The following is a 12,212-nucleotide window of genomic DNA, read 5'->3' on the forward strand; positions in this document are numbered from 1 at the left end:
CGTCAGTCGGCGATACGCCCGCGCGCCATGACCCAGCGCACATGTTCGAGGGTCGTCACATCGCCGAGCGGATCGCCATCGACCGCGATCATGTCGGCAGACATGCCCGGTGCGATGCGGCCGATCTCGTTTTCCATCGACAGCAACCGGGCGGCGGTGGTCGTCGCGCTCGCCAACGCCTCTCGCGGGGTCAGCCCCGCCTTGACGAGCAGCGCGAACTCGCCAGCGTTGCGGCCATGTTCGAACACACCGGCGTCGGTGCCGAACGCGATCGGCACGCCCAGCGCCTTTGCCCGCGTCACGGCCTGACCCACGCGGCCGAGCGTCATGCGGACCTTTTCCTCGACAGTGGGGGTGTAGATGCCCTTGCCGAGCCGTTCGCGCACGCCCTCGAACGCCATGAGGGTCGGGACGAGATAGGTGCCCTTGGCCTTCATGACCTTGAGCGCCGCATCATCGGCGAAGGTGCCATGTTCGATGCTGTCGATCCCGGCGGCGGCGGCGGCCTCGATCCCCCGCTCGCCATGCGCGTGCGCCATGACCTTGAGGCCCAGCGAATGGGCGGTATCGGCGATGCTGACGAGTTCAGCATTCGAGAAATGCGCACCGAGGCCGCGGCCCTGCTGCGACAGGACGCCACCGGTCGCGGTGATCTTGATGACATCGGCGCCGGCGCGCGATGCCTTGCGCACCTTTTCGGCGCATTCCACGGCGCCCGTGCAGGTATAGCCCTGATCGAGTATGGCGTGGACATCTTCGCGGAAGCCCGTGACGTCGCCATGGCCGCCGATGATCGACAAGGGCACACCGGCGGCTATGATCCGCGGTCCTTCGATCAACCCTTCGGCGGTACCGCGGCGCAGCGAGAAGGCGGTATATTGCCCCGACCCCGCCTCACGCACCGTGGTGAAGCCGGCGCGCAGGGTGATCGCGGCATTTTTGACGCCGACGACAACGCCCCATTCGTCGGGATCGACCGCTTCGTTGCGGAAATCACCGCCCGGATCGCCGGTCAGATGAACGTGGAGGTCGATCAGGCCGGGAAGCAGCGTCTTGTCGCCGAGATCGATGAATTCGGCACCTGCCGGAGTGGCGGCGCGGCCCGGCTCGATCGTCATGATCCGGCCATCGGTGACGGTCACGGTCGACGGGCCAAGCGCGGGCTTGTCGGGATCGGTGATGACGCGCGCGGCATAGATGAGCGTCGTCTTGGCTTCGGCGGCAACGCCGCCCAGCATGGCGGCAACCGCTGCGGCGGCGAGCAGGCTTTTCTTCAGCATGATATCTCCCCTGTCTTTCGCCTACCGTGGCGCGGCCGGAGCGCGAGGGCAAGGGGAGGGTGCATAAAAGAAGGGCCGGACGAACCGGCCCTTCAGTTTGGCTTCTGATAACCGAAAGGAATATTACCAGAAGAAGTCGTAGATCACATCGACCACCTGGCCCGTGTAGGTGTTCACGAGCAGCGCATCGTCATAATAGCGCACCCAGCGATAGGGACCGTAAGCGGGCGGCAGGCGATAATAGCCGGGATCGTTGATCCAGTAGCGCTGGCTGTAGAAGAGCGAACCCAGCGAAAAACCGATGCTGAAGCGCGTGTAATTGCGGCCCCGGTACGGGTTGTAATAGCGCGGCATCCGGTAATAGCTCCGGTTGCGGTCGCGATACCCGCGCCAGTCGTAGCGACGGTCGCTGCGCCAGTCTCGGTTCCAGTTGCTGCCGCGCCGATTGTCGTAACGACGGTCGTTATCATAGCGCCGGTTGTTATCGTACCGGCGGTTGTCGTTCCGGTCATAGCGCCGATTATCGTTGCGGTCGTAACGCCGGTCGTTCCGGTCATTGTCCTGACGATAGAAACGGCGGTCGGGCTGGCCGCTGCGATCTCGGCTGCGGTCGCTCGTGTTGCCGCGCTGGCCTTGCCATTGCTGGCGCTGACTTTCGCCGCGCTGACCCTGCCATTGCTGCTGGCGCTGCGTATCGTTGCGCTGTCCCTGCCACTGCTGCCCCTGCGGCGCGCGCCGGTCAGTGCGGTAATTGCGCTGCTGCGGCTGGGCCTGCGGTTGCGGTGCGGGCTGGGCGGTCCGGTTCTGGCCGCGATTGCCGCCGTTCCAGTCGCCACGGCGGCCATCGGTCCCACGCGAGCCGCGGTGGTCACCGCGATCGCCGCGCTGGTCGCCGCGATCGCCGCGCTGGGCAATCTGAATGCGCTCGCCATTCGCCTGAGCGGCGGCGGGCGCGATGGGGGTGAGGATCGTCGCTGCGATCAGCAATCCTCCGAATGTCTTCTTCATTTCGGCACACTCCAGATCCATGTCCCATGCGGCACCCGGCCGATCGGGATGATGAATCGGAAATTACCGCCGATCAGATGAGTGAGCGCTGAACCGGACTGTTGCCTGTCGTTCAGTTTCCCTCCGCCGGGCGCAGCGCCGGGACGGCGCGAGCAGCGTCGTCGGGCCGGATGCCCGGCGGCGGTGCGGCGGCGATGCGCTCCTCACCCCGGATCACCCGGCCGGCGCGGCGGATCGCTTCGCGCATGCGGGGGTAGCTGCCGCAGCGGCAAATGCCCGTCATCGCGGCGTCGATTTCGGCGTCGCTGGGGTTGCTGTTCTTGCGCAGCAACGCGGCGGCCGTCATGATCATCCCAGACTGGCAAAAGCCGCACTGCGGCACCTGTTCGGCGACCCAGCTTTGCTGGACCGGGTGACTGCGGTCGCGTGACAATCCCTCGATCGTGGTGACGAAACGGCCTTCGCATTCGGCAATGGTCACAAGGCAACTGCGGATGGCCTCACCGTCGATATCGACGGTGCAGGCGCCGCAGTCGCCGGTGCCGCAGCCATATTTGGTCCCGGTCAGGTTCGACGCATCGCGCAGCGCCCAGAGCAGGGGCGTTTCGGGATCCATGCGATATTCGACCGGGCGGTCGTTGACCGAGAATTTTGTCATGCCGCCCGTCTTAGCCGAACGCGGTGATTAGTCACGCCAGCTCGTGTCGATCTTGTCGACCTTGCGCACCATCGCGTCGAATTCGGCCTTGCCCGACTGGCCGGGAATTGCGGCCATGTATAGGTCGCGCTGATGGACCTTGATCACGTCTTCGGGGACGGTGATCGGCTTGCCCATGCTCATCGTTGCGAGCTGGATTTCGCAGGCGCGCTGGAGCGCCCAATATTTGATGAAGGCGTCGGTCAGCGTCTTGCCCATCACGACGGGACCGTGATTCTTCAGCATCAGGATGCGCTTGTCGCCCAGATTTTCGACGAGGCGTTCGCCCTCTTCCTCGCGCACCGTCACACCCTCGAAATCATGATAGCCAAGCTGGCCCATGAAATTGCAGGCATAGAAGTTCACAGGCTGGAGCCCACCCTCGAGCGAACAGACCGCCGTTGTCGCGGTCGTGTGGGTGTGGATGATCGCATGGGCGTCGGGCAGCACGCGGTGGAACAGGCTGTGCTGGACGAAGCCCGCCTTGTTGACGTGCCACGGATTATCCACGTCGACCTTGTTGCCGTCGATGTCGATCTTGATCAGGCTCGACGCAGTCACTTCGCTGAAGTGCATGCCATAGGGGTTGATGAGGTAGCTGCCGTCCTCGTCCGGCACCTTCACCGTGATGTGGTTGAAGATCATTTCGTCCCAGCCCATCATCGCGAAAATTCGGTAGCAGGCGGCGAGTTCGAGCCGCGCCGTCCATTCGGCTTCGCTATATTTGCTGTTGCGCTTGAGCTGGGTTGCCATCGGGCGATCCTCTTCCTGTCGGTTTCGTCTTGCTACCTATGCCACAGGCGAGCGGGCGCGCGCAATGGCGGCGGCGGGCATCCGCGCGCGGAAGAGCGACGATTTGCCGCGTGGGGGCTTGCATTTTGGCGCGAATCTCTCTAGTGGCCGCCCCAACGGAACGTCGCGCCTTTGCGACGCTCTTTTTATTGCCCGAATATCGGCGACCTATGGCAACCCGGATTTCCGCCGGAAGCCTCGGCCGTCTGACGAACAGGAGACGACACGGCGTATGCAGATCATCGTTCGCGACAATAATGTCGACCAGGCCCTCCGCGCGCTCAAGAAGAAGCTGCAGCGGGAAGGCGTGTATCGCGAAATGAAGCTGCGCCGTCACTACGAAAAGCCGAGCGAAAAGCGTGCGCGCGAACGCGCCGCCGCCGTCCGCCGCGCCCGCAAGATGGAGCGCAAGCGGATGGAACGCGACGGTATCAAGTAAGACCGTCTTCGATACGAAATCCTGTTTCGTAGAAGGGCGCCGCGGCAACGCGGTGCCCTTTTTCTTTGCCTGTGGTGCAGGACTTATCCCAGCGCGTCGACTTCTTCGGCCAGCGCCAGCCAGCGATCCTCGGCTGCGGCTTTTTCCGCGCGCAACGCGTCGAGCTTTGCCGTCAGGGCGCTGAAACGCGCATTGTCGCGCGTGAACAGGCTGCCGTCGGACAATTCGGTTTCGATGCCGGCCATCTCCTTCTCAATCTCCTCGATACGGCCCGGAAGCAGGTCATAGTCGCGCTGGTCCTTGTAGGAGAGTTTTCGGCGTGCCTGGGGCGGTGGGGGCGGCGCGGTATCGGCGCCGGCCCCCTTGGCTTTCGCCGACGAGGGCTTGCTGCGCTTGGCTTCCCAGTCGGCATAGCCGCCCGCGACGATATCGACCTTGCCGGATCCGTCGAGGCCGAGGGTGACCGTCACGGTGCGGTCGAGGAAGTCGCGATCGTGGCTGACCAACAGCACGGTTCCCGCATAGTCGGCGATGACCTCCTGCAAGAGGTCGAGCGTTTCGAGGTCCAGATCGTTGGTCGGTTCGTCGAGGACGAGCAGGTTCGATTCGCGCGCGAATTCGCGCGCGAGCAGAAGCCGCGAGCGTTCGCCGCCCGAAAGCGCGGCGACACTGGCCTCGGCAACCGAAGGATCGAAGAGGAAGTCCTTGAGGTAACCCTGGACATGCTTCTTCACGCCGCGCACCTCGACCCAGTCGCCGCCGTCCGCGAGGATGTCGCGCACGGTCTTTTCGGGCGACAGCAGGCTGCGCTGCTGATCGATGACGATGCCATCGAGCGTCGGGGCGAGGGTGACCTTGCCCTTGTCGGGTTCGATTTCGCCAGTGAGCAGCTTGAGCAGCGTCGATTTGCCCGCGCCATTGGCGCCGACGATCCCGATGCGGTCGCCGCGCTGGACGCGAAAGTCGAAGTCCTTGATGATCGTGCGATCGCCGAAGCGCTTGCTGATATGGTCGGCGACGATCACCGACTTCGAGCGGACGTCGTCGTTGGCGAGGCCGAGCTTGGCGACGCCGGGGCCGCCGATCATCGCCGCGCGCGTGGCCCGCATCTCGATCAGCTTTTCGAGCCGGCCCTGGTTGCGGCGGCGGCGCGCGGTCACGCCGCGCTGGAGCCAGTGTGCCTCCAGCTTCAGCTTCGCATCGAGCTTTTCCGCGGCGCGCGTTTCTTCGGCATAGATGGCCTCCATCCACGCATCGAAGCCGCCGAAGCCGATTTCCTTGCGCCGGATGCCGCCGCGGTCGAGCCAAAGGGTCTGGCGCGTCAGGCGCGTCAGAAAGGTGCGGTCGTGGCTGATGGCGACGAAGGCGCCGGAGAAGCGTGACAGCCAGCCTTCGAGCCAGTCGATCGCCGCTAGGTCGAGGTGGTTGGTCGGCTCGTCGAGCAGCAACACGTCGGGGTTCTGCGCCAGCGCGCGCGCGATGGCGGCGCGGCGACGCTCGCCCCCCGAGGCGCTTGCCGCTTCGCGCGCCATGTCGATGCCAAGCTGGTCGGCGATCGCCGCCACCTCATGTTCGGCGGGCGGGTTCGCGCCGCCGATCGCATAGTCCATCAGCGTCGCATAGCCCGTGAAATCGGGCTCCTGCTCCAGCAGCACGACGTGGGTGCCGGGGACAATCGTCCGCTTGCCCTTGTCGGGCTCGATACGTCCGGCGAGCAACTTGAGCAGCGTCGTCTTGCCCGCACCATTGCGGCCGATCAGTGCAAGCCGATCGCGCGCGCCGACGTAGATGTCGAGATCCTGAAACAGCCAGCCGGTGCCCTGCACCAGGGCCAGGCCTTCGTAAGAGAGAATGGGAGCTGCCATGATGAACGGCTCGCTACATAGGCGTTCAGCGTCATGCAAGCGCCGAGCGCCCAAAGGCGGGAACGGGCCCACTCCGTCCTGCGTATGGGGTGGGTATCCACGATCGGCCGGGGGTCCGGCCTACAGGAGTTTGATATGACCAAGCATATGTTCACCGCCATGGCGACCGGCATCGCGCTGCTGGCTGCGACGCCGGCCATTGCACAGCAGAGAGGTTCGACGGTGACGACAGCAACGACGGAAGGCCCGATCCTGAGCTTCAGCGTGAGCGAGGAGGTCCGTTCGCGGCCCGATCAGGCGACGGTGGGCGCCGGCGTGACGACGACCGCGCCGACCGCAGTCGAAGCAATGCGGCTGAACGCCGCCGCGATGGACAAGCTGATCGCCGCTGCCAAGGCGCGCGGGATCAAGGCCGAGGATATTCAGACAAGCGGCATCAGCTTGTCGCCGCAATATGACTATAATAATCGTAGCGACGGTCAGCCGCCGCGCTTCCTGGGCTATCAGGTCAGCAACAGCGTGCGCGCGACGACGCCGAAGATCGACGATATCGGGCCGCTGCTCGATGCGCTCGTCGCGGCGGGCGGGACCAATATCGATGGCCCCTGGTTCGCGATGAAAGATCCCGATGCGCAGCTTGTCGGCGTTCGCGGCGCGGCGATCAAGGCTGCCGAAGCGAAGGCGGCGGACTATGCCAAGCTGGCCGGCTATCGCGCCGCCGAGCTGGTTTCGATCAGCGAAGGCGGTGCTGTCGGCGGGCCGGTCCCCATGCCGCGCGTGCAGATGATGGCCGCAGAGGCCAAATCGACGCCGGTCGAGCCGGGTCAGGTCGGCAACACGTTGACTTTGAGTTTCCAGTATCGGCTGGTACGCTAAAGGTCTGGGCCGTGTCTCGGCAGACGCCGAGGCACGGTCGGCCGGATCAGCCTAGCTCGCCCTCGGCCCATGGCCAGGTGCGTTCGCGGAACCATTTGGTGATGATATATTTGCGGCCCTTGCGCACCTTCATTCCGTGATGGAGCGTCTCGGGGTTCGGCTTTCCGTCCGCGCGGACATTGTTCCACGCGACGAGTTTGCCCGTTTCAGGCTGGTGCATCTTGCCCGTGGCGAGAAAGCGCGTCGCGCCGCCCGCCTGGGGCTGGTTGAGATAGACCATCAACGTCCAGGTTCGCTGTCCGGGAATCGCGCAATAGGTCTCCCAGTCGGCGCCGTGCGGGTCGAAATAGTCGGTATGCGCCTTGAACTCCTGCCCCACATCATAGCGCTGCCCCTGTAGCGGCTCGCCATGATCCAGCGGTATTCCGGTGATATCATGCAGCCGCGCGTTGACCGCCCGCACCAGCGGATCGCGGTGATCGAGGTCGCAGGTCGTGCTGGTCCGGAAAGCTTCGTCACCATTGGGATCGGCGATCGTCGAAGGGCGCACGTCGCGGTTGATCTGCGCCATCAGCCCGGCGCATGTTGCGGGATCGAGAAAACCCACCAGCATGAATTGCTGCAGCTTGGGCGTCGGTGCGCGCCGGATGCCGGGAAGCAGCGCCAGCCGCTCGGCGGTACGGTCGGCGCCCGACAGCGCCATATCGACATGCTCGTTTCCGGACATGGCCTCTTTTAGGCGGCGTTGACCATGCGAACAATGCTTGACGAAAGGGGTGGTCACGCCTATCGCCGCGCGCTGTCGCAGGCGGTCTCGCCCGGCATATGGCGATCGTAGCTCAGTTGGTTAGAGCACCGGTTTGTGGTACCGGGGGTCGCGGGTTCAAGTCCCGTCGATCGCCCCATTTTCAAAGCTTTTCGTTGATCGGAACCGTGGCGATCCCTTTGGGGGTGACTCGCGCCGGCTATTTCATTATTACGCCCCTACGTAATTTTTTAACGCGAGGGTGACGCCATGTCCGCAGTCTGGGATTTCGCCGATTTCGACGATCATGAACATGTTCACATGTTCCGCGATCGCGACAGCGGACTGACGGCGGTCATCGCCGTGCATTCGACCCACCTCGGCCCCGGTGCGGGCGGGGTGCGCTTCTGGCATTATCCGCAGCGGTCGGCCGCGATCGTCGATGCGCTACGCCTCTCGCGCGGCATGAGCTATAAGAATGCGATGGCGGGGCTGCCGATGGGCGGCGGCAAGGGCGTAATCCTGGCCGACGAAGCTGGCACCAAGACCCCCGAACTGCTTGCGGCCTTCGGTCGGGCGGTCGAATCGCTGGGCGGCGCCTATGTGACCGCGGAAGATGTCGGCATCACCGACGCCGACATGGTCCAGATCGCGAAGAAGACCAAACATGTCAGCGGCCTTCCGGTCGCGAGCGGCGAGGCCGGGGGCGACCCCGGTCCCTATACCGCGCTTGGCGTTTATCTGGGTATCAAGGCGGCAATCCGCGAAGGGCTGGGTACCGACAGCGCCGCGGGCGTGCGGATCGCGATCCAGGGCGTCGGCAGCGTCGGCGGCGGCGTTGCGCGGCGGCTTGCGGCCGAAGGCGCGAAGCTGACCCTTGCCGACGTCAATCTGGCGCGCGCAAAAGCACTGGCAGAGGAATTGGGTGCCGATCTCGCCGACTCGGCGGCTATCATGGAAATCGAAGCCGATGTGCTCAGCCCCAATGCGCTGGGGGCGATCCTGACCGAACGCAGCATCGAAAAGTTGCGCGTGCCGATCGTCGCGGGCGGCGCGAACAACCAGCTCGCAACCGCCGCCGACGGGCAGCGCATCCACGATCGCGGCATCGTCTACGCGCCCGATTATGTGATCAACGCCGGCGGCATCATCAACGTGGCGCTCGAATATCTGGGGCAGGGCAGTCAGGAGGAGGTCGAAAGCCGCATCCACCTGATTCCGGGTCGCCTCGCCGAGATCTGGGCCGAGAGCAAGGCAAGCGGCACGCCGGCAGCGACGGTAGCGGATCATATGGCGCAAAAGCTGATCGGGCGGCGCTGACCAGCGGCCGGTTGCAACATGGGATGGCGCGCGCGCGAAAACGCGCTAAGCCGCTCCCATGAAGCGGCATTTCTATCTGGTTTCGGGATGGGCCTCATTGGGGCTCGGCGCGCTCGGTGCGTTCCTGCCGCTGTTGCCGACCGTGCCCTTCGTGATCCTAGCCGCCTTCTGCTTCGCGCGCTCGTCGCCGCGCCTCGAGGCCTGGCTGCTCACGCATCCGACCTTTGGAAACCACATTGTTGCTTGGCGCGAGGAGGGGGCGATCAGTCGCCGCGGCAAGCTTGCTGCAAGTGCCGCCTTTGTTTTCAGCATTGCGCTGGCGCTGCTCTTTGCGCCCTGGCCGTGGATGATGGCGCCGATCATCGCGGCCGTCGTAACGGGAAGCTGGATATGGACAAGGCCGGAGGCATAGCCCCCGGCCTTGTCCCTTTCAGCAATGTCGTCCGAGCTTAGAAGTCGACCGACACACGCCCATAGACGAAGCGACCGCTGAAGCCGAACGGCGACTGCGACGAATAGGGCAGGAAGCTGTTGTTCAGGCCATAGTTATAGCCATCGACAACCCCGAACGGCAGGCGGTCCGGATATTCGTCGAGCAGATTATTGGCACCGACGGCGATCTGCACCGGCTGGATCGGGCGGAAGCGGAACTCCAGATCGACAACCCATTTCGGGGTCAGGGTGATATCGCCAGGAGCGGCACCCTTCGGGATGGTGATGTCGAGGCTGGGGCCGGGCAGAAAGACCTTGCCATAGCGATTGGCACGGAGCGTCATGCCGGCGGGACCCGCCTCCCAATCGACCCCGACGTTCAGCTTGTTCGAGGGCTGGCCGTCGGTCAGGCGGAAGCTTTCGGGGCGAGCGAACAGCCGCTGCGCCGTAAAGCCGCTGAACGTACGGCGATCAGTGATCTTGGTATCGTTGAGATTATAGCCGGCAGTGAGCGTAACCTTGCCGATCCCGAAATCGGGCAGGCGATAGCTTCCGACGATATCGACACCCTGCGTGCGGGTGTCGATCCCGTTGATGAAGAAGCGTGCCGATGTGCCCTGCACATTGGCTGCCTGAAGGATCGCGACGACGTCTGCGCCCTGCAGGTTTTCGGTGAGCGTGATGCGATCGTTGATCTTGATGCGGTAATAATCGACTGTCAGGCTGAGTCCGCGAACCATGTTGAAGGCGAAGCCGCCGCCGAAGTTGACCGATTTTTCCGGCTTCAGCGGCTGCGCCCCGAGTGCGACGGCAATCGGCGATGCAACCGGGAAGGTGCCTATCTCGATCAGCGTCCCGTTCACATTGTTCGTCGAGGTGGTCGAGAAGAACTGCTGGGCCATCCCCGGTGCGCGGAAACCGGTCGAAACCGACCCGCGGAAAGCGAGACCGTCGATGGGCTCGAACCGCGCCGCAAGCTTCCCGTTCACCGTGTCGCCGAAGTCCGAGAAATGTTCGTAGCGGCCGGCGGCCTGGACGTTGAACATATCGCTGATATCGGCATCGAGTTCGAGATAGCCGGCAAAGCTGTCGCGCGACTTGTCGATCGCGGTGGTCGGCGAAAAGCCGGGGAACACCTGCGAACCCGGCGCCGCGCCGTTGGAGAAGGTGTAAGGACCGGCGATATAGCTTTCGAGCTGCCCCGGAACGATGCGGTAATTCTCGTTCCGCCATTCCGCTCCGAGCGCGAGCGTGGTGCTGCCGATACCGAGGTTCAGGTCACGGCTTGCGTCGAGGTTGACCGAGGTTTGCCCCGAGCGGAGACCGCCTGCGTCGAACTTGCGCGGGCTGTGCAGGCTGCCGAGCGAGGTGTTCACGCTGTTCTCGACGCCATAGTCGAGCCGGTTCGATCCATAGTTGACCGACAGGTCGAGGTTCCAGCCTGCGGTTTCGCCGCGCAGCCCGCCGGCGATGGCGATATCCTGAATGGTGCTGGTAATCAGCGGCAGGAAGCCGTCGGGATAGATTGGCTGGCCGCCATTGTCCCAGTCGGCGTTGCGCGAGTCGAGCGAGCGGCGATAGAAGCCCGCGCCATTGGCGTCACGGATGCCGTAACTACCGAAGCTGTAGAGCTCAAAGCTTTCGCCAACATCCATCCCGGCGTTGAAGAAGAAGTTCATGTCCTTCGATTCGCCATCGCCGAAGCGGTGTTCGTAGCGGTTGAAGGTCACCTCGCGCGGATCCCCCGCAGCGGCATAGTTGCGCCGCAAATCGGGGCCCGAGCGGTTGGTTGGCGAACGGTCCTTATATTCGGCCGTGAAGTTGAAATAGCCCGCATCGCCGATCGGCAGGCCTATATTAGTCCCGATGGTCCAGGTGTCGCCGTCGCGGCGCTTGCGATCCTCGCCCGTGTAGGTGATTGCCGGATCGTCGGACGCGCCCGTCGTCGGTGCGACGCTGGCGACCTGCGCGACATCCTCCATCGTCGTGATATATTTGCCGAAGCTGATCTGCGCACGGCCCCCGACGCTTTTCTTAAGCTGGATGTTGATAACGCCAGCAATCGCGTCCGAGCCATATTGCGAGGACGCGCCGTCGCGCAGCACCTCGATACGCTCGATTGCCAGCGGCGGAATCGTGTTCATGTCGACGCCCGCCGAGCCGCGTCCGATCGAGCCATTCAGGTTGAGCAGCGACGAAAGATGGCGGCGCTTGCCGTTCACGAGCACGAGCACCTGGTCGGGCGCGAGGCCGCGCAGCGTGGCCGGACGCAGCGAGTCCGTGCCGTCGGTCAGCGACGGCTGAGGGAAATTGAACGAAGGAACGAGCTGGTTGAGTAGCCGGTTCGTTTCGGTCGTCCCGCTATTCTGCAGCGATTCACTCGAGATCACGTCGATCGGCACGGTGCTGTCGGCGATCGTCCGGTCGGTCCGGCGGGTGCCGGTTACGATGATCGTTTCGTTCGCATCCGCGTCGTTGGCGCCTTCCTGTGCGAAAGCCGGCGCAGTCCAACCGCTTGCGACAAGAGCGGTGGCGAGCGCGAGGCTCGATAATTGGGTCGTGTTTTTCATGGTCATCTTTCCCTGTTGATTGCCCCTAGAAACGACCTGCACAGGTTTGATGAGAAATGCCGACGCTTCCACCCCTCACGCGGCCGAGCGGGGCGCTATTATTTCGTTTTGGTGACATATGTGGCAATTGAGCCACACAATCGCCGCATGCTAAGTAATTTTATGTCTTCCCACCATTGCTATCGATA

General features: G+C 64.0%; 11 protein-coding genes and 1 tRNA gene. 5 read left to right on the top strand and 7 right to left on the bottom strand.

Annotated features, from left to right (window positions below; genetic code table 11):
- Nucleotides 1-2: 2 nt before the first annotated feature.
- The 4 genes from L0963_RS13175 to L0963_RS13190 all read right to left on the bottom strand — a co-directional run bounded on the left by L0963_RS13175 (nt 3) and on the right by L0963_RS13190 (nt 3,738).
- Nucleotides 3-1,280 carry a metal-dependent hydrolase family protein gene (locus L0963_RS13175; protein WP_186402284.1) on the bottom strand — a complete coding sequence of 426 codons (1,278 nt, stop codon included), beginning with the start codon at nt 1,278-1,280 and terminating at the stop codon, nt 3-5.
- A 123-nt stretch (nt 1,281-1,403) separates the two neighbouring features.
- Nucleotides 1,404-2,288, bottom strand: a complete 885-nt coding sequence (locus L0963_RS13180; protein WP_234179931.1) for an RcnB family protein — start codon at nt 2,286-2,288, stop codon at nt 1,404-1,406.
- A 112-nt stretch (nt 2,289-2,400) separates the two neighbouring features.
- A complete protein-coding gene (locus L0963_RS13185; protein WP_003047638.1) occupies nt 2,401-2,946 on the bottom strand; it encodes a (2Fe-2S)-binding protein in 546 nt (181 codons plus the stop codon).
- Between the two features lie 27 nt (nt 2,947-2,973).
- Nucleotides 2,974-3,738, bottom strand: coding sequence for a class II aldolase/adducin family protein (locus L0963_RS13190; RefSeq protein WP_062902728.1), 765 nt, complete (start codon nt 3,736-3,738; stop codon nt 2,974-2,976).
- A 271-nt stretch (nt 3,739-4,009) separates the two neighbouring features.
- On the opposite strand from L0963_RS13190, the gene rpsU reads away from it, so the two are divergent.
- A complete protein-coding gene (gene rpsU / locus L0963_RS13195) occupies nt 4,010-4,216 on the top strand; it encodes a 30S ribosomal protein S21 (RefSeq protein ID WP_003047635.1) in 207 nt (68 codons plus the stop codon).
- Nucleotides 4,217-4,299: 83 nt separating this feature from the next.
- Here the strand turns inward: rpsU and L0963_RS13200 are convergent, their stop codons facing one another.
- Complete coding sequence (locus tag L0963_RS13200) at nt 4,300-6,081, bottom strand: ABC-F family ATP-binding cassette domain-containing protein (protein WP_234179933.1); 1,782 nt, start codon at nt 6,079-6,081, stop codon at nt 4,300-4,302.
- Between the two features lie 135 nt (nt 6,082-6,216).
- Between L0963_RS13200 and L0963_RS13205 the strand changes: the two genes are divergently transcribed.
- Nucleotides 6,217-6,957 carry an SIMPL domain-containing protein gene (locus tag L0963_RS13205; RefSeq protein ID WP_234179935.1) on the top strand — a complete coding sequence of 247 codons (741 nt, stop codon included), beginning with the start codon at nt 6,217-6,219 and terminating at the stop codon, nt 6,955-6,957.
- Nucleotides 6,958-7,003: 46 nt separating this feature from the next.
- On the opposite strand, the gene L0963_RS13210 is transcribed toward L0963_RS13205, so the two are convergent.
- A complete protein-coding gene (locus L0963_RS13210; protein ID WP_234179937.1) occupies nt 7,004-7,684 on the bottom strand; it encodes a prolyl hydroxylase family protein in 681 nt (226 codons plus the stop codon).
- Between the two features lie 101 nt (nt 7,685-7,785).
- Between L0963_RS13210 and L0963_RS13215 the strand changes: the two genes are divergently transcribed.
- From L0963_RS13215 to L0963_RS13225, 3 genes are all read left to right on the top strand, one after another.
- Nucleotides 7,786-7,862: transfer RNA gene (locus L0963_RS13215), tRNA-His, on the top strand.
- A 110-nt stretch (nt 7,863-7,972) separates the two neighbouring features.
- Complete coding sequence (locus L0963_RS13220; RefSeq protein ID WP_234179938.1) at nt 7,973-9,022, top strand: Glu/Leu/Phe/Val family dehydrogenase; 1,050 nt, start codon at nt 7,973-7,975, stop codon at nt 9,020-9,022.
- A 58-nt stretch (nt 9,023-9,080) separates the two neighbouring features.
- A complete protein-coding gene (locus L0963_RS13225) occupies nt 9,081-9,434 on the top strand; it encodes a YbaN family protein (RefSeq protein WP_234179940.1) in 354 nt (117 codons plus the stop codon).
- A 37-nt stretch (nt 9,435-9,471) separates the two neighbouring features.
- On the opposite strand, the gene L0963_RS13230 is transcribed toward L0963_RS13225, so the two are convergent.
- Nucleotides 9,472-12,024: a TonB-dependent receptor plug domain-containing protein gene (locus L0963_RS13230; RefSeq protein ID WP_186402278.1), complete on the bottom strand. Its 2,553-nt coding sequence runs from the start codon at nt 12,022-12,024 to the stop codon at nt 9,472-9,474.
- Nucleotides 12,025-12,212 lie beyond the last annotated feature (188 nt).

Source organism: Sphingopyxis sp. NFH-91, assembly GCF_021401285.1.
GTDB lineage: Bacteria > Pseudomonadota > Alphaproteobacteria > Sphingomonadales > Sphingomonadaceae > Sphingopyxis > Sphingopyxis terrae_A.

Bases quoted from the DNA above. Each gene is read 5' to 3' on its own strand.
- L0963_RS13175 (WP_186402284.1), bottom strand. From the start codon at position 1,280: ATGCTGAAGAAAAGCCTGCTCGCCGCCGCAGCGGTTGCCGCCATGCTG.
- L0963_RS13180 (WP_234179931.1), bottom strand. From the start codon at position 2,288: ATGAAGAAGACATTCGGAGGATTGCTGATCGCAGCGACGATCCTCACC.
- L0963_RS13185 (WP_003047638.1), bottom strand. From the start codon at position 2,946: ATGACAAAATTCTCGGTCAACGACCGCCCGGTCGAATATCGCATGGAT.
- L0963_RS13190 (WP_062902728.1), bottom strand. From the start codon at position 3,738: ATGGCAACCCAGCTCAAGCGCAACAGCAAATATAGCGAAGCCGAATGG.
- rpsU (WP_003047635.1), top strand. From the start codon at position 4,010: ATGCAGATCATCGTTCGCGACAATAATGTCGACCAGGCCCTCCGCGCG.
- L0963_RS13200 (WP_234179933.1), bottom strand. From the start codon at position 6,081: ATGGCAGCTCCCATTCTCTCTTACGAAGGCCTGGCCCTGGTGCAGGGC.
- L0963_RS13205 (WP_234179935.1), top strand. From the start codon at position 6,217: ATGACCAAGCATATGTTCACCGCCATGGCGACCGGCATCGCGCTGCTG.
- L0963_RS13210 (WP_234179937.1), bottom strand. From the start codon at position 7,684: ATGTCCGGAAACGAGCATGTCGATATGGCGCTGTCGGGCGCCGACCGT.
- L0963_RS13220 (WP_234179938.1), top strand. From the start codon at position 7,973: ATGTCCGCAGTCTGGGATTTCGCCGATTTCGACGATCATGAACATGTT.
- L0963_RS13225 (WP_234179940.1), top strand. From the start codon at position 9,081: ATGAAGCGGCATTTCTATCTGGTTTCGGGATGGGCCTCATTGGGGCTC.
- L0963_RS13230 (WP_186402278.1), bottom strand. From the start codon at position 12,024: ATGAAAAACACGACCCAATTATCGAGCCTCGCGCTCGCCACCGCTCTT.